Here is a 24,797-nt window from a genome sequence, read left to right on the forward strand (position 1 = left end):
GCCTGGGCTACCGGCCACCGGCACCGGAAACGGCGACACCGCCATATCCGGCCTCCGGTTCCGCTTCGCTCCACCTCCGTCCGGATATGGCGGCGATGCGCTTAATGCACTAACAAACCAATCGGTCCACTCGGTGGGGGCAGACCATTTTGCCGTCGCGCGTGAAGCCTTTGGGATTTGCGCCGCGCCAGCCGTCGCTGTTGACCGAGTCATGCAGCGGCTCGGCGCCATCGCCAATGTAGTGACCAAGACGCACAACCGTATGCGCAATATTCTGTTCGAGGATGATGGCCTGCTTAGCATCGCCTTTTACCCGTGCTGCGCGCAACAGCCGCATTTCAGCGACCATCTGGCCATATTGTTCCATGGCGGCATAGGGCAAGGTGCCGGTCCAGCGGACATTCATGCGTGCAGCGGCCGCAGGGTCGCTATCCTTGATCCTCAGATGTTCGCGATATAGGGCGAGGATGAAGGCGTGGCGCGAACGTGGCAGGGGCTTTAGGAAATCGAACTGCTCTCGGAACCAGCCATGGTTGGGATCTTCCTCGATCTTGGCGAAGGGTTCGCTCGAGGACCGCCATTTATCAGGCAGGGTGGCGGAGGCAGTGATATAGTCCAGATAGTCGCGCAGAAAGACGGGGCCGTCCTGCGGCAAAGCCTCGATCGCGGCACGATCGATCACCGCATGGGCCAGATGTCCCCAGGCGAACGCCGGAGCAGCCGGCGACAACGCCATCGTACCGGCAAGGGCGGTGGCGAGTAGAATGTGGAACTTCATGGGATTCCTTTTGTAGCGATGTGCCATCTGTCGCCCAATGGCAGACCGACGGTCTGTCGGATCTTCAGGAGGGTGGCGGCTGGAACAGGGAAAGAGGCACGGCGCGACCCATCGCTTCATAACCGTTGTCGCCAGGGTGCAGCTTGTCCCCGGAATCGAAGGATTTTCTGATCGCAGGCGGACTTTCTCCGTCCCTCAGCGCCGCCTCGAAATCGATCACGGCGTCAAATCCGCCACCCTTGCGGATCCACTGATTTGCTTTTTGGCGCACCTGCTCCATATCCCGCGAGAGATATTTGGAGCCCCAACCCGGCGTCATCGTGCCCCCGATCACGCGGATGCCGCGCGCATGGGCCATATCTATAATCCGGCGATAGCCGGCGATCAGATCGGCGGCACCCACCGCCGGTTCGCCGGGCGTGCTACTGCGCCAGATGTCGTTGATCCCTTCTAACAGGATCAGATGGGTGACGCCAGGCACAGAGGCGATATCCCGGTCGAAGCGATCGACCGCCGCAGTTCCGCGCCCATCACGCAGCAGGCGATTGCCGCTGATCCCCATATTGACGACGCCGCAATGTGCGCCCCTCTTTTCGGCAAGCCTGCGCGCCAGCACGCCTGGCCAGCCGCGCCAGCCCGTCCTTGTGCCTCGGGCGCCTTCCGTGATCGAGTCCCCCATGGTGACGATTGTGCAGGGCGCCGATGGATTGCGTACGATCATATGGGTGATGACGGGGCGCAGTTTGCGCGGTTCCAGACCCGCGCCGTCCGCAGGCATCGCGGCTTCGCTGAACGCGACGGGGAAACCGGCATTGCCGCCGACCGTCGTGCTGGGCGCGCTGGTGTCGATCGTCAGGATGAGGTCGTCGCCTGTCTGAACGCCGTAATCGACCACATGGCTGGCCCGGCTTATCCCTGCTGGCAGATGGGTGTTGGAACCCGCGTCGAAAAGGACCGGACGTTCAGTCGCCGCATCGAGCCCGAAACCCTCCTCTGTGGCCGCATGTGCAACCGTCACGCGAACGATTTCCAACGGGATAGCACCGTCCGGATTGGTGAAAACAAAGCGAAGGCCGTCGCCTGACTGGCTGGAACGCAAGCGATAGCGGTAAGTGCCGGCAGGCAAAATATCGCGTACCGTCTTGGTCGCGGGCGAGGTGGCGTAGCCCCAGGCACCGCCCCATGGCCCGCTATTGGCAGGCGCTGGAGCGGTCGAAGCCGGACCGCTCGCCGCGATCGCGACGAGGACAGGCGCCAAAAATATATGCCTCATTATGCCGGGCTCTCAGAATTTGAAGCGCATGGCAGCCGAATAGGTCCGCCCTTCAAAATAGACGCGGTCATGGAAATCTTCCGATCCCCAATAGGCCCGCTGCGGCCGGTTGGTCAGGTTGGTTCCGTCGATCGTCAGCGACAGGTTGCGGCTGAAATTATAGGTTGCAGAAGCCGCCAACCGTTCGATCGGATACCAGTTCAGATTTTTGGTTGGATCGGTCAGATTATAGGCAAGGGCGAATCGACCGCGCCAGCTATAGGCAATCTTTGCGCGAAACTTACCGTCATCGTAGAAAAGTGCGAGATTATAGGCATGCTTGGATATGCCAGCGGTTTGGCCCGTGAAGGCCGCCGTCGCGTCCGTGGCAGGCAGTTCCTGCTTGGAGTCCGTAAAGCTATAGTTGGCCGAGGCACCGAAATTGCGCAGCATGCCCGGCGCGAAGTCGAAGAAGGTGCTGACGCTGGCTTCGATGCCCTTGATCGTGCCGTCGCCGGCGTTGATCGGTCGGGTCACATCGACGATGCCCAGCGCACCGGGAATGCTGTCATCCTTCTCGATCGTGTTGACGATGTAGTTTTTCACGTCGCGCTGGAATAGGGCGATGCTTGCGGCGCCGGCCCGACCATAATAATATTCCAGCGACGCGTCCCAATTGGTCGAACGGATCGGCAGAAGGTTCGGATTGCCGGTCGTCACCCGACCTGTATAGGCGCCAGATCCAGCGAGAACCTGCGAGAAGGTCTGGCTGGGGTTGAGTTGTGAAAAGTCGGGGCGGCTGAAGGTCTTTGTCCAGGCGAGGCGCAGTTGAAGCGCGGAACTGAAATGCGCCACCGCGCTGAAGCTGGGATCAAAATCCAGATAATTCTGCCGAGCATGAACGGGTGTGTATGTGGTCACATTGCCGCCGGACGTCGGTGATCGGGAAACGGCATATTGCGTACCGTTTATGTCCAGCACCGTGTTGACGAGGCGCGCGCCAGCGACGCCGTCTATCGCCACGCCGCCAAGGTCGAAGCCATATTTGACCTGGCCATAGGCGGCATAGCTGGTTTCCTTGCCATTGAATGCCGATTGCGGCGCAAAGGCCGGTCGTCCGTCATCTGTGTAGAGCTTGGTGGCTTGCAGCGAGTCCACATAGGCGTTGAGGCTCTTCACATTGCTCATGCTGGCGAGCCAGTTTGCGTCGTAACCAACCCAGCCACCGGGAAGCATGGCATCATCCGCCGAGACGCCGCGCGTAAGACTGACGGGAGTGCTGCCGCCGGGGAAGGCGGACATGCGCAAGTTCAGCGCGTTGAGATTGGCAAGCCCGGTGCCTGTCTGAAAATCGGCGCTGCGCCGGGCATAGCGGACACCGGTCTTGACCGAACGGAAGAAACCGGTGCCGGTGTCGAGGTTGAGGTCAGTTCGCCATTGCAGGCCCTCGCCTTTCTGCCGCGTGCGTGTGTCGGAATAGGCCCGGACGTGAAACTGGTTGATGTCTGAGAGGTCGATGTTGCGATAGGTGTAGGACAGACCGCCATATTTGCTGTCGCTCTGGAACACCGCATCGATCACCGGCGCTTTGTTGAAAGAAAGCAGCATGAGTTGCTGATCGGTTTCGATTTTCGATGTCGTGTAGACGGCATTGGTCGTGAGCGTCGCGATGCCGGAGGTGAAATCCGCACCGAGTTCAACCTGCGTCGTGTCGAGCAATTGCCGGGTGTGATTGGAACGAGGCCCGGAATCCGCCGTCGCTGTAAAGGTCGCGCTCTTCACGATGCCAGTGCCAGGGACTAGCTCGACATTAGTGAGCGCTGTGGTCAGCGCCATGTTGGTCTGCAGGTCGGTGTCGGTATATTCATTGTCGTCGGTAACGTTGGTGGCGCGAAGATGGAGGCCGAAATTATACGCCGGCCGCCATTGCACCTCCCCTGTGAACACGGGACGCTCATAGCTTCCCTTGGGATTTTTAAGCAGGATGCCAGTCGGGAATGTCTGGCCTGCCGCATTAGTCTGCGGTTGGAGGCTTTCGCGATAGGATTCATAATAGTCGCGCTTCAGATAGGAGGCATTGACCATGACGCCGATTTCGCCTGCGCCTGTATCCCAGTTGCCAGCGACAAGCAGGTCGGCGTTGTCGAAGGCCTTCTTCGCCTGGTCGTCATAGCTGCCCCGCAGCGTGGCGGCGACCGTCATCCCCTTCTTGAAGTCGAGCGGCTGGCGAAGCTGCACGTCCACCGCGCCGCCGATGCCGCCCTCGATCAGGTCCGGGGTCAGCGCCTTGTAGACTTCCATCGACCGGATTAGGCCGGCGGGATAGCTGTTGAGCAGCGTTCGGCGAGACGATCCGGTATAGGCTTCTTGGCCGTTGATCATCGTCACAACCTGGGAAATGCCGCGGATGGTGATCGACTGGCCCTCGCCGCGATTGCGGAAGATCTGGACGCCGGGCAGTCGGGCCAGTGCCTCGGTCGCGCTATTGTCGGGAAGCTGGCCGATATCCTCAGCCGCGATGCTGTCGACAATTGCGTCAGACTTGCGCTTGATCTCGCGGGCGATGTTCATGCTCGCGCGAAAGCCGGTGACGACTATCGCATCTTCAGGGTCGGCATGCTGGGCGGTCGGCCTGGCGGTTGGACGCGATTGCGTGGCACGGCGCAGGACGATCCGCGCGCCGTCGTCGGTTGCGATTTCCAGGCCGGTTCCGGCGATCAACTGTTTGAGGGCTGCGCGCGCATCCATCATGCCCTTTACCGACCGGCTGCGAACGGTTTCCAGCCCTTCACCGGGTGCGACGATTTGCAGCCGTGCCTGCTTGCCCAGCGTTGCGATCGCGGTCGGCAAGGGCTGTGCCGGGATGTCGAAAGCACGCTGCTGCGCATGGGCTGGTGTCGCGACGGCAACGGCCGCAGCAATGATGCTGCAGCCGGAAAAATATCTGGCGTTCATGAAAAATCTGTCCCCGCTGTTCGACCTTGAAGGCCGGGTTCGCAGACTAGATGCCGTCTGGATGCCGATCCTCCACTCAGACAGCAACTTTTTTGCAGATTATCTTGAGAGTGTGATTTTATCCACGGAAACCGCCACTTTGAGGCCTTGCGCCAAGGCGGCGGCGCGCGCGAAGCCTGCCGGATCGCTGGTGGAATAGACGCCGGCAACCTTCAAAGCTGAGACAGCTGGATCATCAATCATGATCTTCATGTCGGAATAGCGGGCAAACTCGCTGGCCGCATCCGCCAACGTCATGCCGGTCAGGTCCATTTCGCCGCGTTGCCACAATCCCATGCGATCGACATCGGCCATGGTCAGTCGCTCCTGCTTCATGGTTTGCCGTGCAAAGGACAGATGATCGCCCGCGATGAGACGGACCGGATTGTCAGCGCCATTATGGACCTCGACAATACCTTCGCGCACTGTGATCGATCCACGATCGTCATCGTCGAGACGTACCAGGAAGCTCGTGCCGACAACGCGTATCTGCACCGGGCCTGCATCGACGATGAAGGGACGAGCGGCATCCTTGGCGACGTCGAAATTGGCTTCGCCCGTGACCAAGCTGACCTGGCGAAGAGCATCCTTGAAGGCAACCTTGATTTCGGCACTGCTGTTAAGCGTTACTGCCGATCCATCGCGCAGCGCCGATCGCTGCACATTGCCCAAGGGCGCCGCATAGCTTTCTGCTCCCAGCCAATGCTTTAGCCCGATACCACCGACCAGCGCGGCCGCCATCGCACCCAGGCCGCCGCTGATCCACCCGCGCCGAGACACACCCAGCGGTTTGCTGCTATACGCCCGGTGCTCATCCAGAGCCCATAAGTCGGGGCTCTGTGCAGAGCGTTCTTCCTTGGGTGGATAGGGAACACCCAGTGCAGCCGCGCGGTCGAAATAGGCATTGGCTGCCATGGCCCGTGCGAATGCGCCCAAGTTACGGGCATCCTCACTCGTCCATGCGTCCAGTTCCGCTTCTTCGTCCCGTGAGATCAGCCCGGAATTGACGCGAAGGGCCCAGTGCGCTGCGCATTCATCGCGTGCGTTTGCTTCAGCCCTGGGCATCCCGGCGCTCTGTTTCAAAATCTCGCTCACCGTCCCTAGATGACCGATTGCGTCGATTTCCGCCACGCCCGAATGCATTTGTCAGGCTGGCGAGCGCCTTGACCATATGTTTCTCGACAGTGCTTTCCGCGATGCCTAGATCACGCGCCACATCCTTTTGAGAAAAGCCGCGCAATTTTCTCAGCACGAACACCTCTCGGCACCGGTCGGGTAACCGGTCGATGAACGCGGCAACCTGCTCCAATTCCTGCCGGTCAGAGAGCAGCCTTTCCTGATCGGGAGCAGGCTCAGGCACTTCCAGGATCTCGGCATGCGCTGGCGCATCGATCATCACCACGCGGGAGCGCCGTAGGGAGCGCAGCACGACTGACTTGGCGACCTCGAAAAAATAATTGCGTGGCGAAACAATGTGATCGATGCGCTCCAGCCCCGCGAGGATGGCGTAGCTTTCCTGAATGATATCATCGACATCCATGCCCCAGCCCGATGGGCGCCGAGCAAGCCATTGCCGCACAGCCGCTTCATGCGGGAATATATGACGGCCAAGCCAGGCCGCCCTGTGCTGAGGAAGCGTCATAGGGGCGGCCTAGTAAAGGCGTTGAATGACAGTTTAGATACATCGAGATGAGAGGTGCGGCTGGTTCGCCTTATCTTTCAGCCATATGCTTCACGATAAATCGAATAAGGCGATTTTGATGTTTGGAACCGCCATCGATGGTAGAGCGCGGAGCAGCATAAACCGGTCGACTGCTGCCAAAATTACGGACGGTCTGCATTTGGGTAGCGGAAATTGCCCCGCCGAACGGCTTAGATGGGTCGAGAGCTTTGATGATGGAAAAGGAACTGTCCGCAGCTAGGAATGAAAAAAGGGTGGCTGAGCGTTTCATAAGGGTCGGTTTCGCCAATGCGCCAAGCCGTTTCGTGGGGCGAAGCTGTCATTCCCGCTGCTTCGCTCGCTCAAACATGGGAGGCCGAAAGTCGAGGCGAGGACCCCCATGCTGCCGAGTTAAATCAATGTCCCATGACTGCCATGTCTCCCGTGCGGCTCCCTGCGGGAAAGCCGTGCGCACGCGATGACCATGCCACCGTGAAGCCAACGCATATCAACGCGAGCATGGCCCAGGGAAATGCTGCAACACCCCAAGTCTCAAGCATAAAACCGCCAGCAAGGCCGCCCGCTGCGATCGCACCGTTCCAGGCAACGACATTCATCGACAGAGCCGTGTCCGCGCTGTCGCCGGCAGCATCTGCAAGGGCGGTCTGGAGCAAAGTTGCCGCGCCGCCAAAAGTTAGCCCCCAGATCGCAGTGCAGGCGTAGATGACGATAACGGACCTAGCGCCCAGCACAAGCGTCACAGTAACCAGTGCGAACAGGGCAAGACTGGCCAGCACGGTCGAACGCAGAAAATGGTCTATCAACTTCCCAGTCAGCCATATTCCGACCAAGGCTGTCATGCCAAATGTGAGCAGGACGAGGTCCACACGGTCTGCCAGACCAGCAGGCGTCACGAACGGCGCCACATAGGTATAAAGGATGTTGTGCGCGAGCATCCAGCTGACGACTACCCCTAGGACGGGACGGACCCCCGGTGTCGTGAGAACGCGGTAAAGCGGCATTCGCGCACTGCGGGCCTGACCGGGATAATCGGGAACCTTCGCCAGCACCCACAGGATCAGCACGATCGTGAGCAGTGACATGACACCAAAAGCAGAACGCCATCCGACTGCGGCACCCAGCCAGGTTCCGAAGGGAACACCGAGTGACAAGGCTACAGGCGTTCCAACCATGGCAATCGCCATCGCTCTGCCCTGTTGTTCGGGTGCGACCATCCGGCGCGCATATCCTGCCAGCAGGCTCCAGGCCAGGCCCGCCGACATGCCGGCCAGGAAGCGGGCTGTCATCGTGAGCATAATGTTATGTGAAAGTGCAGTGATCGAGTTGAAGACGAGGAAACCGGCAATCGTCGGCAACAACACGGTGCGCCGACGCCACGCCTGCGTCGCGATGCTGAGAGGAATGGCAGCGATCAGCGAACCGATTGCATAAGCCGTAACAGTTTGGCCCGCGAGCGCTGATGAAATGTCCATGCTCGAGGAAATTTGCGGCAGCAGTCCGGCCGGCAGGGTTTCAGTGGCGATGCAGATGAAGCCAGTCATCGCTAGCGCTAGAAGTGCGGAAACTGGCATGGGACCGCTTTGCCGGTTGCATTCTTCGTTCGGCATGGAAACCTTCACATTTATGGATTGATCGATCCACAAATACGCGGGTGACAGTCGGATGGCAATGATTTATAGAATGATTGATCCATAAATGAGGATGGCATGCCACGCACAGGACGCCCGCGCACTTTTGACCGAGACGCCGCCATCGATGCGGCGATGATGCTCTTCTGGGCCCAAGGTTATGAGCCGACATCCTTGTCGCAGCTCAGGTCCAGCATGGGCGGGCTATCGTCGGCCAGCTTCTACGCGGCTTTCACGTCCAAGGAGACGCTGTTCCAAGACGTCGTGGACCGTTACATCGGATCCTATGGTCAGGTGACCGCCAGTCTCAAGGACGATACGCTTGCTCCGCGCAATGCGATCGAGACGGCATTGCGCAAATCGGCCGCTATGCAAACGGCGCAATCGCATCCCTCAGGCTGCTTGATCATGCTTGGCGCCAGCAACTGCTCGCCAGAAAATCGGCAGGTGGAAGCGATCCTGGTGCAGGAGCGTCAACGTAACCGCCAAGGGATCGAACGGCATGTTGAGAGAGCAAAAACTGACGGAGCGTTTTCACCAGCTACTGACACTGTCGCAATGGCACGGATGTTTAGCACCTTCCTGAGCGGTATATCAGTGGAGGCCAGAGACGGCGTCCCTTTATCGCAGATCGACGCAGCGATTACGTCGTTAATGCGGATTTGGGATCAAGCTGCAGTCTGACGCTGGTTTGGACTGACGGCATTCGGCCGAGTTCGCTCAGATCGACCGTGAAGGCCCTACAGAATACCTCGACCTTTAGCGCTGACCTAACCCGTCAGCTTACATCGCATTTGGCCGGAAGGTTCGCTGTGAAATGCCGACAGTGCCATAATCTCTTGGTCGCCGACGGCGACAGAACGGGTAGGAGGTTCCGTGAGCGCCGCGGCCCGTGCTTTCCGCATTGACGCAGTGCAGCATCGAACTTAACAGCGCGCACTTCCCCAAGCTAAGCCTTTTCAGGCGCAGCCTTGCTCCGCGCTGGAGGCGCCCTGTGACCATGACCACGACTTTCGCCGATCTCGATCTTGCCCCGCTTTTGCTGCAGGCGCTCACGGAGGAAGGCTATGTCAGCCCCACGCCGATCCAGGCCCAGTCCATCCCGCTGCTGTTGCAGGGACGCGACATGCTGGGCATGGCGCAGACCGGCACGGGTAAAACTGCGGCTTTCGCGCTGCCGCTGTTGCATCGCCTTGCCGCTGATCCCCGCCCGGCACCCAGGGGCGGTGCCCGCGTTCTGGTTCTGGCGCCGACGCGCGAACTGGTGTCCCAGATCGCCGCTGGCTTCGAGAGCTTCGGGCGCCATCTGAAGCCCAGCGTCACGACGATCTTCGGCGGTGTCAGTCAGCTCCATCAGGTCAACGCGCTCAAGGCCGGCGTGGACATCATCGTGGCGGCGCCGGGTCGTTTGCTGGATCTGGTAGAGCAGGGCCTTTGCGACTTGTCCGCGCTTGAGGCGCTGGTGCTCGACGAGGCTGACCAGATGCTGGACATGGGCTTTGCCAAGCCGATCGAACGCATCGTCGCAAAGCTGCCCAGGGATCGGCACACATTGCTGTTTTCCGCCACGATGCCCAAGTCCATCACGGCGCTGGCCGATAGCCTGCTGACCGATCCGGTCAATGTCGAAATCGCCCCGCCGTCCACCACCGTGGACCGGATCGACCAGTCAGTGATGTTCCTTGATGCAAGCAACAAGAAAGCCGCGTTGCTTGATCTGTTGCGCACGCCGGACATGGGTCAGGCGGTCGTTTTCACATTGCAGAAAAACATCGCCAACGAAGTCTGCACCTTCATCAGCGAGGCTGGCATCACCGCCGAAGCGTTGCACGGAAACAAGTCCCAAGGTCAGCGGGAGCGCGCGCTTGACGCCTTTCGTGCGGGGGACGTGCAGGTCCTTGTCGCGACGGATATCGCGGCGCGCGGCATCGATGTCGATACCGTGACGCATGTGTTCAATCACGATCTGCCGAGCCTCCCGGAAGCCTATGTCCACCGCATCGGCCGGACAGGTCGTGCCGGACGCAGCGGAATTGCAGTCACCTTATGCGATGCCGAGCAGCGCGCCTGGCTGCATGATGTGGAGCGCACGATCGGACGTACGCTGCCGGTGAAGGACGATCATCACTGGCATTGCGAAGCGGCACGGCACTCTACCAAGCGCGCGCCTGTGCTGGGCGGCGGTCCGGCCAAACAGATTAAACAGCCTAAAGAGCGCGTCCGCAAAGTCTGGACCGAAGAAGAAAAGCGTGCCGCGCGAGAGGCCGCAAAGGTCGCCTAAATAAGCGACCGCCGGTCGTCGATGATGAGGGGCGGAGCCATTACGACAAGCAAGCTCCCGTTTTTCGCGGGTCGGAGCAGATGAGAGAGCAATATTCGATGACTGGGATTGGTCGCCGCGGAATGCTTTTTCGCTACAAGGCGTCCGAAATGCACCCTTCCTAGATTAAGGCACCCGATCTGTCGGTCTGCAGTCGACAGAGACAAATCGGCGGCTGAGTGCCCGAAAAGGGTCGGACTGTCCAAAGCCCAAATCGCGATACCCGCTTTCTTTGCGCAAAGGCGACACTTTCTAGTGGATGAAAGGTCCACCCGCGATGCTCCAGCCGGAAGCAACCGGGGCAGGCGTGGAGGTGACGAAATGTCTGAAGCCCCTGGATGACGGTCACGTAGGCGACCGTGTAAGCGAACAGGCCGTAACATGAGTGAACTCTGAGCAATCCTCGACAAGGACGATGTGCAGGCCGACCCGTCAACCCTTGCGGGGAAGGTTGATATGGTCGGGCAAGTTTGAGCGACGTTGGAACCCGTCTGCTGCACTGGGGTAGGCGCACGTCCCAGCTTGGTATCTGCACTCAGACCCGCGATCCACTGGGCGATGATGTAAAGGCTGTTGAATGGCCCCACTTTCCCTGCAAACTGGGCCACGAAATGGCCGGGCATTTATGCTTCAGGGATGATGAGCGGCGTCCAGCCTGCGCGGCGAGCGCTGGCGTCGACGGCGGTGGCGATGAATGCCATGGACCGGACGCCATCGTCTATGCCGGGCAGCAACGGGGCAGGTTCGCCGCGCAGCATCCGGGCGAAATCGCTGTAGAGGTTGGCGAAGGCTTCCAGATAGCCTTCCGGGTGGCCACCGGGCATGCGCGTCGCGGCGCACGCATCGGGGCCAAGCGCGGCGTCGCCCGCCTGAATAATCTCCGTGCGCCCGTCGCCATGATGCAGCGTCAGCACGTTGGGCGATTCCTGCCGCCAGTCGATGCCGCCATGTTCGCCATAGATGCGAATGCGTAGGCCATTGCGTTCGCCAACCGAAATCTGCGATGCCATCAGCACGCCGCGCGCGCCGGTGTCGAACCGCAACAATATGGTGCAGTCATCGTCCAGTGCGCGCCCCGGCACCACAGCGGCCAGATCCGCCAGCAATGCCGTGACGGTCAGGCCGGTGACGAACTCCGCCAGATGAAAGGCGTGGACGCCGATGTCGCCGATGCATCCGCCCAAGCCCGAACGTGCCGGATCGACCCGCCATTCGGCCTGCTTGCCGCTCGCTTCGCCTGCCAGCCAGCCCTGCGGATATTCCACCACGACCTTGCGAACCTTGCCAATTTCCCCGGCGGTGATGCGCGCTCGCGCTTCGCGCACCAGCGGATAACCGGAATAGGTATAGGTCAGCGCATAGGGCGTGCCCGACGCCGCGCAGCTCCAATGCTTCGTCCAGCGTGGCGGTGGCGGGCTTGTCGCTCATCACCGGCACGCGGACGTTCAGCGCGGCGATGGCGGCAGGCAGGTGCATGTGATTGGGCGTGACGATGGACAGGAAATCGATGCCGTCGTCCCGCCGCGTCTCGTTCGCCAGCATGGCGTTCAGGTCGGGATAGGCACGGGCTGCATCGATGCGATATTGCGCGCCCGCCTCGCGCGAACGTTCGGCACTGCTGCTGAACGCGCCTGCAACCAATACGATATGCCCGTCCAGTTCCGCTGCGATCCGATGGACCGGACCGATAAAAGCGCTGGGCCCGCCACCAACCATGCCCATACGGATTTTTGCACGGATTCCTGCCACGTCTCTCCTCCTTATTGTCGTTCAGATTGCGGCGATGACGCGTTGGTCGATATTCCCAAACGGCGATCCGTCCCGTCCCAGCGCCGCCATTCGCACCCTGTCGCCAAAATGGAGAAAGGGCGTTTCCGGCTTCCCGCCCGCAATCATCTCGATCGCTCTGCGTTCGGATATGCAAGATGATCCGACGCTGGCATAGTCGGTGTTGGACACGGTGCCGGAACCGATGATGGTGCCAGCGACCAGATCGCGGGTCCGTGCGGCGTGTGCGATGAGGTCATCGAAGCCGAATGCCATTTCGCGGCCATGGGGATGGCCGAACCATTGACCGTTGACCTGCACTTCCAGCGACAGGTGAACTCGACCTTCGGCCCACGCATCCCCCAGTTCGTCGGGAGTCTTTCCAAAATTATGAAAGTCATGTTTGATAGGCGCTGGGAACTCAGGAAAGGGCAGCCATCGGGCGGTCATGCCCGGAACCTGCCATTCTCCTTACAGCCGGCTTCAGTCGTAACGCCAAGCCGTGGGGACAAGCGCTGAACTTCGGCATATGGCAAGAGCTGCCTCTCAGCCTGTCGCATGGGAATGGCGGGTTTGTAGCAATTTTCATCGTCAGGTCGGAGGGGCCTCCGCTGTTAGATTCGACAACTCCAGAAGCGGGGGGTGGAGACTTAAATATCAGATGTCTTCGCTGGCGAATTGCGGCATCGTCCGACGCGCGCTCCCGCAACCAAACATAATCTCACTCAGTAACGCCAATATCCCACAAGCAAACCCGCCGGGAAGCGAGGTTTTTTATGGAATATGCCTTCGCGCGAAAATGAGCTTCAACTCGCGTCACGGAACGCTCCATAGGACCGCCATCATCGCGGGTTGCCGAGAAAACGCCCTCACGGCATGTTTCTATAGTCTGTTCACCGGATCCCGCTTGGTCCCCTGACTTTTGCAGAAAGTGGAGGTTCCACCGGACCGGCTGCCTGTTTCATCTTCCAGAGAGGCCTTCGGGCCCTAACAGATCGCTCCAAATCGCAAGGGCGACCGTGACTCAGGGATTTAATTGATGGAACAGCTTCTTCGTGCGCGTCGGCAGTCGATCCTGGCAGGAACGGCGCTCATTGCTCTGGCCCTTCCGGCCGCTCCGGCACTGGCGCAATCCGCGGCACAGCCCGAACAGACCAACGCCGAAACCGGCTCCAATGCGTCCGCGCAAGGCGAGATAGTCGTAACCGGTTCGCGCATCGATCGCCCCGGATATGAATCGCCGACGCCTCTGCTGCACATGACGCAGGCAGACCTTGATGTCGTCAGCCGGACCAACATCGGTGCGGCGCTCGCCGACCTGCCGCAGTTCAAGGCATCGCAGTCGCCGCAAACGTCGGGCACCAACGCACAGGCCGGCCGCTTCCCGATCAACATCCGCGGGCTTGGTGAAACCCGCTCGCTCGTCCTCGTCGACGGCCGCCGTCTTGTCAGCGACAACGACCTCAACACCGTACCATCCATCATGATCAAAAGCGTGGACATCGTCACCGGTGGCGCCTCGGCCGCCTGGGGCTCCGACGCGGTCGCCGGTGTCGTCAACATGCTCATCGACAGCGACTATGACGGCGTTCGCCTTGGTGCCGAAGGCGGCATCTCTTCGCGTGGGGACGCGGGTCAGGTCAAGTTCGAGGGCAAATATGGCACGGCCTTTGCTGACGGCCGTGGCCATTTCGTGATCGGCGGCGAGTATGTCAACAATGACGGCATCCTGAAAAAGACCGACCGCAAGAACACCGGCCGTTTCGCCACCGTCAACAACACATTGACGCCCGATGTTGGGCTCGCCACCCGTCTGATCGGCGGATATATCATTTCGGGCGCTCTGCGGGGTTATGGCTTCAACCCGGACGGCACCCTGCGCGTGCCCGACATCGGCACCGTCGTCGGTACCAACATGATCGGTGGAGAAGGCCCGTCCGATGACGAGCGCAGCCCGCTGATCACGCCGCAAAAACGCTATACGGTCATGGCCAAGGCGTCCTACGAGCTGACCGACACGCTCAAGCTGAGCGCTGATCTGCGTTATTCGCGCTATTATAACAGCTACACCTGGTTCGGCGACAATACGGGCAGCGTCACCATCCGGTCCGACAATGCGTTTTTGAATGATAACATCAAGCAGGCCCTGGCCGCAGCCAGACAGACCAGCTTCACCATGGCCCGCTACAATGCGGATCTGTCGTACAGCACCATCAATCTGGACCGTCGCAGCATCCAGGGAACGATTGCTCTGGACGGCAGCTTTGACGACGGGCGCTGGCGCTACGGGGCTTATTACAGCCACGGCCAATATCGCAACAAGATCAATACGCCGGGCTTTTTGATCGCACAGAATTTCGCCAATGCGGTGGATGCGGTTATCAGTCCGACCACGGGTCAGGCCGTATGTCGGTCGGGCGCTGCGGGCTGCGTACCGCTCAACCTGTTCGGGGAAGGTGCGCCTTCGCAGGCGGCGATCGACTATGTCACGGGCACGCCGCGCCTCAATGGCCTGAACAAGATCGACACTTATGGCGTGTCGCTGCGCGGCGAGCCAATCGACTTGCCCGCTGGTCCTGTATCGATCGCCATCGGTGCAGAAGGACGCAATCTGTCCACCGCCAACACGGTCGGTGCGCTCGATGCCGCCAAGGCGTTCAGCACATTCTACTTCAGTTCCCTGCGCGGCAAATATGACGTCAAGGAAGCCTTTGCCGAAATCGTCGTGCCGGTCGTCAGGGACGTGCCGATGCTGCGCAAGCTGGAGTTGAACGGCGCTGCACGGGCGTCGGATTACAGCACCAGCGGCACCAGCTGGTCGTGGAAGCTGGGCGCCACCAACGAGTTCCTGCCGGACGTGATCGGCCGTGTTGCCCGTTCGCGCGACATTCGCGCACCCAATGTGAGCGAGCTCTATTCGAACCAGACCGTCAGCTATGTCGGCGTGGTTGACCCCCTTTACAGCAGCGAGGGCAGCCGCAGCGTGCTCGTCTATGGTGGCGGCAATGCTTCACTCAGGCCGGAAAAGGCCGACACCTGGACCGTAGGCATCACGACGGCTCCGATGCGTGGCCTGACCGCGTCGATCGACTATTTCAACATCTCGATCAAGGATGTCATCACCAGCATTAGCGCGCAGGTTCTGGTCGATCGTTGCAATACGGGCAATGCCAGCCTGTGCAATTACATCACCCGCGGCACGGACGGGCGGATCGCCAGCGTCGCGTCATCGTCGGTCAATCTGTCGGAATTCAAGACTGACGGCGTCGACGCGGAACTGGCCTATACGATGCCGGTCAACAATGATGCCAACGGCAAACTCACTTTCCGCCTGCTTGGAACCTGGGTGAACCACTTCACCACCGATGACGGCATCAGCAAGGTCGAATATGTGAAATCGCAGGGCTATGCCTTCGTCAACGGCGTGCCGCGCATTCGCGCCAATGCCTCGGTTGGCTATGTCAGTGACGGGTTCAGCGGCCTTGTTCGGGCACGCTATCTCTCGTCGGGGTATTGGAACCGCACCAGTAAGGCGCTGACGAACAATCATATTCCGGCCTATACCTATGTCGACCTGCAACTGAGCCAGAAGATTCCGTTCGGCGAGGGCAAGCATTTCGAACTGTACGGCAATGTGTCGAACCTGTTCGACAAGGAACCGCCGCTCTATTCGACCTTCTCGCCCTATTATGACGTGATCGGTCGCTACATGACGGTGGGCGCGCGCCTGGAATTCTGAAGACGCCTTGTCAGGCATCAAAAAAGGCGGCGGGTGCGAACCCGCCGCCTTTTTCTTTGCCATTCCATGTCGACAGGACGGGCGTTTCTTTCCGCTTAATTGGTAAAGCGGCGCATCCATTCCACCAATGTCGCATCGGGGTGTGAGGACAGGATATCGGCCAGAACCTCCGGCCGTTCGTCCTGCCCGAGTTTGAATATGCCAGCGCACGAACGGACCTCCGCCCGAAAGCCGATGATCGCCCCCGCCAAACGGGAATAGCGAGCGCCCAACGCCTCCTTGCGCCATGGTGCGATGCGGTCACGCTCCATATGGTTGATCAGCATGTCGAGGGCAGGCTCTGTCAGCGCATCGTCGAAATGAAGGTCGGCCGCTATCTTCAGTTGGACATAGTTCCAGGTCGGCGCCCAATCGCGCAGACCCGCATGTTCGGGCGAGACATAGCCTTGGGGGCCGGTGAACAGGATGTGCGCACGACAATCTGTCTGAAGCGCGTCATGCAGCGGATTATGGCGCGCCATATGTCCGATCAGAGCGATCAGGCGTCCATCCCGGTCATATTCGCCGAGAAGGGGGAGCAGCGATGCCGCGGGCTGCTCTACGCTAGCGCAGGTCTGGACCCAGGCGAGCGGATATTGCCCAATCAGGAAACGGACGTCCTGCGGACCATAAGCGGAAAATGCTTCGATCAATGTGCTGCTTCCCCATCTATGCAGCGGATCGACACCGCCCGAAAATATGCAATGGAGCCGTGCCTGGCCCACCTCAAGGGCCAGTATATCGAAATCAGCGGGTCCAGCTTTGGATTGCCTATCGGCCCATGAGCAATTAGGGCGGACATCATTCACAACGAATGGAACAGTCAGGCCGGGACCACAGGATCATGCTTCGCCCCCTGCACGTCATGCTTGGTGACAGGATCGATCCTGCACTGCCGACCCCGATCTATATTCAGGTCATTGCGGCCATAATCCGGGACATCGAGCGGGGTAGGCTGGCGCCGGGCACCTATCTCCCGGGCAGCCGGCAACTGGCGACCGAACTCAACCTCAATCGCAAGACGATCGTATTCGCCTATGAGGAACTGATCGCACAGGGTTGGCTGGAATCCTCAGGCACGCGCGGCACGATGGTCGCCACGACCTTTCCCGATCCCGTCCGTGGGAAGCGCGCGGATCCGCTGGAATTCAAGTCTGCCCAAAAGCCCAATCCGCAATATAGGATATTGCCGACGCCCGCCCGACCGCTGGCACTGCCGGGCGGACCGGGTATAAAATTGGATGAAGGCGCGCCCGACGGCCGCCTGTTTCCAAACGAAGCGCTCATGCAGGCCTATCGCAATGCCTTGCTGCGTCCGCCGGCTGACAGTCACCTGCAATATCGCGATCCCTTCGGCACGTTACAGCTCCGCTCGGCAATCGCGGACATGCTGCGCCACCAGCGCGGCCTGACGATCGGGCCGGAAGAAATCTGCGTCACACGCGGTAGCCAGAACGGCCTCTTTCTGACGGCTCAGGCCCTGATCCGTCCCGGTGATGCCGTGATCGTCGAAGAGTTGACGTACGAGCCGGCGCTCGCAGCCTTCCGCATGATGGGCGCCAAGCTCGTGTCCGTGCCTTTCGACGGACCGGCGATCGACATCGACGCGGTGGAGAAGGCGTGTCGCAAGCATAAGGTGCGCGCGATTTTCCTGACCCCCCATCACCAGTTCCCGACCACCAGCGTATTGCGCCCCGAACGTCGGTTGGCGCTCCTCAATCTCGCCAAGCAGTTCGGCTTTGCGATCATCGAGGATGATTATGACCATGAATTTCATTTCGCATCTCAGCCGCTCTTGCCCATGGCGGCCTTTGCGCCAGACCATGTCATCTATCTCGGCTCCTTGTCGAAGCTGATCGTACCAGCCTTGCGCGTCGGCTACGTCGTTGCGCCCGAGCCGATGATCCGCGCGCTGGGACATTATGTGTCCCTGACAGATGGCATGGGGAACACAGTCACCGAAGATGCCGTCGCCGATCTCATCACCAGCGGCGCGCTGAGACGCCATGCGCGCAAGGTGCGCAAGATTTATGGCGAACGTCGCGAGCGTTTTGCCGAAAGGCTGCGCCAAAGCTTTGGAGATCGGATAGCGTTTGAAACGCCCAATGGCGGGCTGGCTTTCTGGCTGCGCTTCCCCGGCATCGATCTTCTCGCGCTCGAAACCGAGGCTAAGGCGCTGGGCCTGCGCTTCGCGTCGTCCGAATCCTTCATGGTGCACCCGCAGGCCGAGCGCGGCCTGCGCATCGGCTTTGCCAGCCTCAACGATATCGAGGCGGAACGGGCGATCCAGACATTGGCGAAAGCGTTGGATCGGATAGGATAGGTCAATATTCGAAGGAGGCGGCGCTGCCCTGCGCTTCCTCGAACGCAGCAGCACGCGCTCTCGCCACGGCGACCTCCCGCTGCGACATGCCTTCGAACCATTGCGCGGCATGCGGCTTGCGGCGCGGCCACTGTTCATCGAGCGTAGCGGCATCATAAAGACGCCCATTCTGCATCACAAAGCTGAGCGATCGCGTATTGCAAATGTCAGCCAGCGGATCGCGATCAAGGATCAGCAGGTCGGCCAGCTTGCCGGGTTCGATCGAGCCGAGGTCGAGCGCGCGCCCGATCACTTCGGCGGAGCCTATCGTCGCGGCGTGCAGGATCTGCATCGGGCTGCCCCCGCCAGAGGCCATCGCTTCCAGTTCCCAATGATAGGACAGTCCCTGAACGACGCCATGTGCGCCGACACCAAGCAATCCGCCAGCATGGCCGATATCGCTTGCCTGCTTGGCAAACATCGAGAAGCCTTGTCCGTCAGCGCGATTCCATTGCGCGGAATCGCGCTTCGCCGCGAAAGCGAATTCGGGAACGAAGCGGTTCAACTTGGCATCGAAATCCTGCTGGTGGCCCGCCGTCATCATCCCCAGCGGCCCCGGCGCGCCGTATAGTACCAGCATAGTGGGTACAGTCGAGATTCTCGATCGCACGAGCATCTGCATCACATCGTCATGCACCGGTGCGATCGGCAGGCTATGTTCGTTGCCGGCATAGCCGTCGAGCATCTGGGTCAGGTCGAGCCGGTAATCGCTCGCGCCTTCGGTCGTGGGCATCAGTCCCAGCGCCTGCGCGCCTTCGATCAGGTGTCGCCGCGCGGCGCGGTCGCCGACCATATATTGTTTGATGTTCGGCGTGCGGTAATAATCCGAATAGCGTCGCAGCGTGGCAATGGCTTCCTCGCGACTATTCATCGGGCTGGTGCGGAACACGCCTTCACCCGTTGAAAAAGCGCGCTGGCCGATCATCAGGCCAGCGTCGATCATGTCGGCATAGCCGAACACATCGGGATCGAATGTCTGCACATCCAGACCGGCAGTAACACCATAGGCAAGGTTGGCGGAGAAATCCCAATGGCCGATGTCGAGGATGCGGCGGCGCGTTTCGAACCAATGGGCGTGGGCATCGACGAAGCCTGGCACGATGAATTTACCAGTGACATCGGATATCTCGGTACCCCGAGGAACCGGGAAGGCCCCGCGCGGGCCGATTGCGGCGATGCGGTTGTCGACGATCAGCAGGTCGGCGTCGTCGATGATCTCGTCCGCCTTCATCGTGGCCACCCGCGCCCCGCGCAGCAGCAATTTGCCCTTGGGCACGTCGCGGGGCAGCACCACGTCCATCTTCGCGCTGCGCGCGCGCCCTTCTATGATAGCGGGCGTGCTGTTTTCCGTAGCGCCCAATGCCAGTTGCCGCACCGTCGATCCAACCGACCAGAGCAAAGAGCGCATGTCCGGCGCCCAATCCATATAGTCCGCACCGATCGCGGTGATCCGCCGCGCGCCCGAAGCCGGGTCGCTGACCGTAACAGTCGGCGCAGCGCTTCCGTCTTTCGCCGCCGGGACCGGCACCAGATAGAGTTGCGAGGCATAGCGCACCAGCGCCGTCCTGCCGTCCGCGCTGAGTTGCGCATTTTTGACCGGTGCCGGCGCATCGAAATATTGGCTGTCGGGACGGGCTACCAGCTTGACCAGTTGCTTGACCGCGTTCTTGCCCTGCGTACCGGCATCGACGGCATGCGAGGAAATCCAGCCATCGGCATAATAACGCACGCGTGCAGGATCGGCATCGCGGCGCAGGTCCATCGCGGCGCCCACCTCTCCCAATATCAGGCTATCGCCGCCCTGTGCCGACAGCCGCACCAAAGTCGAGGGCATCGGCCCAAGGCTTTCGGCAGACCGATAGAGGCGGTCATGCTGGCTGGCCGAAAAGGCCACCACGGCCTTGTCGCCCGCCAGGAACAGCGGTTCCGAATAATAGGCGGGCTGCGTCGTGATCCGGCGCGGCGCGGTCTTGCCATCTACCGCCGCGATCCAGACATGGCCGCCCTCCTTCGCTGTCCAGGTGACATAGGTGACGAAGCGCCCATCGTCCGACCAGCTGGGTTGCCAGGCAGCGCCGGGGACGTCGAGGCGGCGCGGTCTGGCGCCCTTGCGGTTGTCGGCAAGGTAGAGCCGCCCGACGGCGCCGAAGATCACGCGCTTCCCATCAGGCGAAAGGCGCGGGGTCTGGATCACCCGAATGTGGACCGGCCCGGTATCGACACGATGCTGACGGCGCAGGTCCGGTCCCATTTCCTGTCGCACATGCGCTTCGAATGGGATGTCGGTCAGGTCGCCAGAGGCGATGTCCAGCCGCTTCAGTCCGCCACCAAGACCCAGATAAATGCTGCGATCATCGGCGGAAAAGACCATGCGCGGAAGCAGGTCGACATAATAGCCACCAGACTGGCCATCCGGGTCGATCGGGCCATGAAGCAGACGATCCGTTCCGTCCGACAGATCATGCAGGCGCAAGGCGGTCTTTCCGTCTTCCCGCGTGGCATAGGCAAGCCAGCGGCCATCATGCGACAAAAGCGGGCGCATGCCGCCGCCCGGCGTCGTCAGGACAGCGCTCTGCTTGCGGGTCGCCAGATCGAACCGCGCGATCGTCCAATGGGGTAACGGGCCGCTGGTCCATGTGGTCCCGGCCTTGATCGCGTAATAGAGGCTCTTGCCATCGGGGGCGACGACGACGCCCATCGCATTGCGTCGTTGAGGGTGAGGATCATCACCGTTCGGCTGCGCCTTTACCAGCACGTCGTGCGTACCGCTTTCGACATCGAACGACCATAGTTCGAAGGCCAGGACACCCCAGATCATGCGCGAGACATAGAGCGTCTTGCCATCGGGGGACCATGCCGGGGAACTATAGTGGGCAGCGCCGTTGGCTTCCTTCGACACGCGACGTGCATTGTCGCCATCGACGTCGGCGACCCAAAGCGCCTCGGCCCCGTCGCGATCGCTGACGAAGGCGATATGGCGACCATCGGGCGAGAAAACGGGCTGGGTATCGAACGCGGCGCCGGTCATGACCGGGCGGGCCTTGCCCCCTTGCGATGGCAGGGCGTAGATATCGCCGAGAAGATCGAACAGGATCGTGCCCCCGTCCGGCGACACATCCAGCGCAGGCCAGGTAACTTCCCGCGTATCATATTCGATCACGCGCCCGGTGAGCGGCGGCAACGGATTGGCCCAAGCCACCGAACTTGCCGATATGGACCAGCCTGCCAGGATTGCCGCATTCGCCAGCCACTTCTTCACGCCGTCACCCTTCGCGTCCCTTATCAACGCCTGTGTCATTGCCGGTATGCTGTCGCGGTGGAACATCCAGTTTCTGCCTGACCAAGGGACCACCGCCGGATTTGCCGGTCAGACCGTACTCAGCAACAGGCTCGTTTCGCTGTTGAGCACGCCTTCGATCATCCGCACCTGCCGGAGCACACGGTCGAATTCCGACAGGCTGGCGGCGTGGATATCGGCCACCAGATCCCAGTTTCCATTGGTAGTATGCAGCGTCCGAATCTCGACGATGCCTCTCAGCTTGCGGATGACCTCTGTCGTCGATTTGCCGGTAATCTCTATCATCATCACCGCACGAACCGAAAGATCGTCATAGTCGTCGCGCACCCGGATGGTGAAACCCAGCAGCGTGCCGGTGTCGACGAGCCGGTCCAGCCGGCTTTGCACCGTACCGCGCGCCACGCCGAGGGCATCGGCAAGCTTTGAAAGGGACGCGCGGCCATCGGCCCTGAGATGGCCGATGATGCGTCGATCGAGGTCGTCCGGAATGAACTTCGCGAAGCCGGTCATGAATGCGCTACATCTTGGGCAAATTGATCAATTTCACTATAAAAATTGTCTAATGTTGAGCGTATTGCAAGGCGAAGTTGCGATTTTGATCAACATATGCCGGCGGTAGGATTGCGGCGCACCCATTTCTCCCAAGGAATTTCCATGGCCCCAGCACCGTCCCCTTTGGCTTTCATCCCATTTGTCAGCGTCGAAAACATGATGCGCCTCGTTCACCATTTCGGGATCGAAACCATGTTGCGCGAACTGACCGACGCGATCGAGGCGGATTATCTGCGCTGGCATCTTTTTGAAAAGACGCCCCGGCTCGCTTCGCATTCGAAGGAGGGGGTGATCGAATTGATGCCCACTTCGGACGGCGAGGCTTTCGCGTTCAAATATGTGAACGGTCATCCCAGCAATATCGCCAAGGGCCTTCAGACCGTCGCTGCCTTCGGATTATTGGCGCGGGTGGACACGGGCTACCCCCTGCTGCTCGCCGAAATGACGCTGCTGACCGCGCTGCGTACTGCGGCCACATCCGCAATGGTGGCGCGTCGGCTGGCCCCGGCAGGATCGCGCGTGATGGCGATGATCGGTAATGGCGCACAGGCGGAATTCCAGGCGATCGCCATGAAAGCCATTGTCGGCATTGAGGAAGTACGCCTGTTCGACATCGACCAGGCGGCAACGCAAAAGGTCGCGCGCAATCTTGCGGGGTCGGGATTGCGGGTCGTGCCTTGCGACACGTCGGAAGATGCGATCGAGGGTGCCCACATCGTGACCACTTGCACCGCGGACAAGGTCTATGCCACGATCCTGTCCGATAACATGGTCGGCGCGGGTATTCACATCAACGCCATCGGTGGCGATTGCCCCGGCAAGACGGAGTTGCATAAAGACATACTCGGACGGGCCGCTACCTTCGTCGAATTCGAGCCGCAGACCCGTATCGAGGGTGAGATCCAGCAGATGGACGATTCCTATCCGGTCACCGAATTCTGGAAGGTGCTGAGCGGCGAGGCGCAGGGCCGTACCGATGCCCGGCAGATCACTCTGTTCGACAGCGTCGGCTTTGCCGTGGAGGATTTTTCCGCATTGCGCTATGTCCTTGGCAAGCTGGAAGGTACCGAATATTTCCAGCAGCTGGACATGGTTGCCGATCCTGACGATCCACGCGACCTGTTTGGCATGCTTCAGCGCGCTGCAGCCTGACGGGGGATTTGCGATCCGGCGCGGGCTGGTCCCGCGCCGTGATCCGATATTGGACCTTTACCGAGCAAATACCCCGGCCAAGAGAAGCGCAACATTCAATCATGAGGAATGACAGTGGGCGATAAGATCCTGGAACGCATGGCGATGAACCGTAGAACCATCCTCGCCGCCGCACCGGCTGCACTCGCCGCTGGAGCTAGCCCTGTCTTTGCTAAATCCGCCGCAAGGAAGGGGCCGAGCGATATCGTCCTCATGAACGCTACCGATCTTTCCGCCGCGATACGCCGTCGCGACCTGTCCAGCCGAGAGGTCATGACCGCCCATCTCGCGCATATCGACACGCTCAATCCGCGCTTCAATGCCATCGTGTCGCGGGTGGATAGCGAGATGTTGATGCGCCAGGCTGCGGCGATGGACGAGGATGCCGCCGCCGGCCGCTTCCATGGTACCTTGCACGGCTTCCCTCATGCGGTGAAGGATACCGCACCGGTCAAGGGCATTGCCAGTACCCAAGGCTCGCCGATCCTTCGCAACAATATCCCCAGCGCCGACAGCCTGGTCGTCGCACGCATGCGAAAGGCCGGCGCGGTCTTCATCGGCAAGAGCAATGTGCCCGAATTCGCGCTGGGTTCGCACAGCTTCAATCCGCTATTTGGTACGACGCATAATGCCTATGCCTATGGCAAGGCGGCAGGCGGCAGTACCGGCGGCGGCGCAGTGGCGCTCGCGCTGCGGATGGTGCCGGTGGCCGATGGCAGCGATTTTGGTGGCTCTTTGCGTAACCCTCCGGGCTGGAACAATGTCTTTGGCTTGCGTCCCTCGTTCGGCCGCGTGCCATCCGTGCCCAATAGCGACATGTTCTGGCAGAATTTTGCGACATCGGGGCCTCTGGGCCGGACCGTTGCCGACCTTGCCATGCTGTTGTCGGTTCAGGCGGGCGAAGATAGTCGTGCGCCTTTCTCGCTCGGTGATGATCCTGCCATCTTCGCCAAACCTCTCGACCGGGATTGGAAGGGCGGCAGCATCGGCTGGCTGGGCGATCTGAGCGGTGCTTTGCCAATGGAGGCCGGTATCATGGATACCTGCACTAACAGGCTGCGGAAAAAGGGTTGGCAGAGCCGGCCATTGGCCTCGCTTTCGCCGTTTTCTAGCCCAAGGCGTCAGTCATTCTGGGAGGTAACCTTCCAGAATCCGGTCGTTTTTGACCGGCCTCGGGCGCTATGAGGCGCAGGCCT

At 60.7% G+C, this 24,797-nt stretch carries 19 protein-coding genes and 1 pseudogene; 7 read left to right on the forward strand and 13 right to left on the reverse strand.

All coding sequences use genetic code 11. The annotated features are described in order from the left end of the window. A partial coding sequence (locus F4U95_RS23265; protein WP_150426544.1) for an integrase catalytic subunit occupies positions 1-113 on the forward strand: 113 nt, incomplete at its 5' end. Here F4U95_RS23265 and F4U95_RS23270 read toward each other — a convergent pair. From F4U95_RS23270 to F4U95_RS23295, 7 genes are all read right to left on the reverse strand, one after another. After that, positions 110-778, reverse strand: a complete 669-nt coding sequence (locus tag F4U95_RS23270) for a phospholipase C/P1 nuclease family protein (RefSeq protein WP_120253334.1) — start codon at positions 776-778, stop codon at positions 110-112. The genes F4U95_RS23265 and F4U95_RS23270 overlap by 4 nt on opposite strands. A 64-nt stretch (positions 779-842) precedes the next feature. Beyond that, the gene (locus F4U95_RS23275) at positions 843-2,051 is read right to left on the reverse strand and encodes an SGNH/GDSL hydrolase family protein (RefSeq protein ID WP_120253333.1); all 1,209 of its coding nucleotides are present in this window, start codon (positions 2,049-2,051) and stop codon (positions 843-845) included. 12 nt (positions 2,052-2,063) lie between these two features. Further along, positions 2,064-4,985: a TonB-dependent receptor gene (locus tag F4U95_RS23280; RefSeq protein WP_150412338.1), complete on the reverse strand. Its 2,922-nt coding sequence runs from the start codon at positions 4,983-4,985 to the stop codon at positions 2,064-2,066. A 99-nt stretch (positions 4,986-5,084) separates the two neighbouring features. Beyond that, positions 5,085-5,939, reverse strand: a complete 855-nt coding sequence (locus tag F4U95_RS23285) for a FecR family protein (RefSeq protein ID WP_211364036.1) — start codon at positions 5,937-5,939, stop codon at positions 5,085-5,087. A gap of 136 nt (positions 5,940-6,075) precedes the next feature. Continuing rightward, positions 6,076-6,666 carry a sigma-70 family RNA polymerase sigma factor gene (locus F4U95_RS23290; RefSeq protein WP_120253330.1) on the reverse strand — a complete coding sequence of 197 codons (591 nt, stop codon included), beginning with the start codon at positions 6,664-6,666 and terminating at the stop codon, positions 6,076-6,078. A gap of 70 nt (positions 6,667-6,736) precedes the next feature. Next, a complete protein-coding gene (locus tag F4U95_RS25000; RefSeq protein ID WP_150412261.1) occupies positions 6,737-6,976 on the reverse strand; it encodes a hypothetical protein in 240 nt (79 codons plus the stop codon). 124 nt (positions 6,977-7,100) lie between these two features. After that, positions 7,101-8,246: an MFS transporter gene (locus F4U95_RS23295; RefSeq protein ID WP_232016353.1), complete on the reverse strand. Its 1,146-nt coding sequence runs from the start codon at positions 8,244-8,246 to the stop codon at positions 7,101-7,103. Positions 8,247-8,411: 165 nt separating this feature from the next. On the opposite strand from F4U95_RS23295, the gene F4U95_RS23300 reads away from it, so the two are divergent. Together F4U95_RS23300 and F4U95_RS23305 are read left to right on the forward strand one after the other, a co-directional pair. Continuing rightward, on the forward strand, positions 8,412-9,017 hold the full coding sequence (locus F4U95_RS23300; protein ID WP_120253329.1) for a TetR/AcrR family transcriptional regulator: 606 nt from the start codon (positions 8,412-8,414) through the stop codon (positions 9,015-9,017). A gap of 316 nt (positions 9,018-9,333) precedes the next feature. Then, entirely contained in the window at positions 9,334-10,614 is a 1,281-nt protein-coding gene (locus tag F4U95_RS23305) for a DEAD/DEAH box helicase (protein ID WP_120253328.1), read from the forward strand. Positions 10,615-11,276: 662 nt separating this feature from the next. Here F4U95_RS23305 and F4U95_RS25485 read toward each other — a convergent pair. The 3 genes and pseudogenes from F4U95_RS25485 to F4U95_RS23315 form a co-directional block, all read right to left on the reverse strand. Further along, a complete protein-coding gene (locus F4U95_RS25485; RefSeq protein ID WP_331852631.1) occupies positions 11,277-11,978 on the reverse strand; it encodes a Gfo/Idh/MocA family protein in 702 nt (233 codons plus the stop codon). A 115-nt stretch (positions 11,979-12,093) separates the two neighbouring features. Further along, a pseudogene (locus F4U95_RS25490) lies at positions 12,094-12,375 on the reverse strand (Gfo/Idh/MocA family oxidoreductase); the annotation flags it as partial. A 48-nt stretch (positions 12,376-12,423) separates the two neighbouring features. Beyond that, complete coding sequence (locus tag F4U95_RS23315) at positions 12,424-12,870, reverse strand: fumarylacetoacetate hydrolase family protein (RefSeq protein ID WP_120253327.1); 447 nt, start codon at positions 12,868-12,870, stop codon at positions 12,424-12,426. Between the two features lie 589 nt (positions 12,871-13,459). Between F4U95_RS23315 and F4U95_RS23320 the strand changes: the two genes are divergently transcribed. After that, the gene (locus F4U95_RS23320) at positions 13,460-16,159 is read left to right on the forward strand and encodes a TonB-dependent receptor domain-containing protein (RefSeq protein ID WP_120253326.1); all 2,700 of its coding nucleotides are present in this window, start codon (positions 13,460-13,462) and stop codon (positions 16,157-16,159) included. Between the two features lie 95 nt (positions 16,160-16,254). Here the strand turns inward: F4U95_RS23320 and F4U95_RS23325 are convergent, their stop codons facing one another. Beyond that, the gene (locus F4U95_RS23325; protein ID WP_150426897.1) at positions 16,255-16,851 is read right to left on the reverse strand and encodes an FMN-binding negative transcriptional regulator; all 597 of its coding nucleotides are present in this window, start codon (positions 16,849-16,851) and stop codon (positions 16,255-16,257) included. Positions 16,852-17,042: 191 nt separating this feature from the next. Here F4U95_RS23325 and pdxR point away from each other — a divergent pair, with 191 nt between their 5' ends. Continuing rightward, on the forward strand, positions 17,043-18,521 hold the full coding sequence (gene pdxR, locus F4U95_RS23330) for a MocR-like pyridoxine biosynthesis transcription factor PdxR (RefSeq protein ID WP_120253608.1): 1,479 nt from the start codon (positions 17,043-17,045) through the stop codon (positions 18,519-18,521). A 1-nt stretch (position 18,522) separates the two neighbouring features. Here pdxR and F4U95_RS23335 read toward each other — a convergent pair whose 3' ends face one another. Together F4U95_RS23335 and F4U95_RS23340 are read right to left on the reverse strand one after the other, a co-directional pair. Further along, positions 18,523-21,885, reverse strand: a complete 3,363-nt coding sequence (locus tag F4U95_RS23335) for an amidohydrolase family protein (RefSeq protein ID WP_232016347.1) — start codon at positions 21,883-21,885, stop codon at positions 18,523-18,525. A gap of 42 nt (positions 21,886-21,927) precedes the next feature. After that, complete coding sequence (locus tag F4U95_RS23340; protein ID WP_120253325.1) at positions 21,928-22,368, reverse strand: Lrp/AsnC family transcriptional regulator; 441 nt, start codon at positions 22,366-22,368, stop codon at positions 21,928-21,930. A 144-nt stretch (positions 22,369-22,512) separates the two neighbouring features. Between F4U95_RS23340 and F4U95_RS23345 the strand changes: the two genes are divergently transcribed. Both F4U95_RS23345 and F4U95_RS23350 read left to right on the forward strand, forming a co-directional pair. Further along, on the forward strand, positions 22,513-23,562 hold the full coding sequence (locus F4U95_RS23345; RefSeq protein WP_120253324.1) for an ornithine cyclodeaminase: 1,050 nt from the start codon (positions 22,513-22,515) through the stop codon (positions 23,560-23,562). Between the two features lie 114 nt (positions 23,563-23,676). Next, positions 23,677-24,786, forward strand: coding sequence for an amidase family protein (locus F4U95_RS23350; RefSeq protein WP_232016345.1), 1,110 nt, complete (start codon positions 23,677-23,679; stop codon positions 24,784-24,786). Positions 24,787-24,797 lie beyond the last annotated feature (11 nt).

The sequence above is a fragment of the Sphingobium limneticum genome, assembly GCF_008710165.1.
Lineage (GTDB): Bacteria > Pseudomonadota > Alphaproteobacteria > Sphingomonadales > Sphingomonadaceae > Sphingobium > Sphingobium limneticum.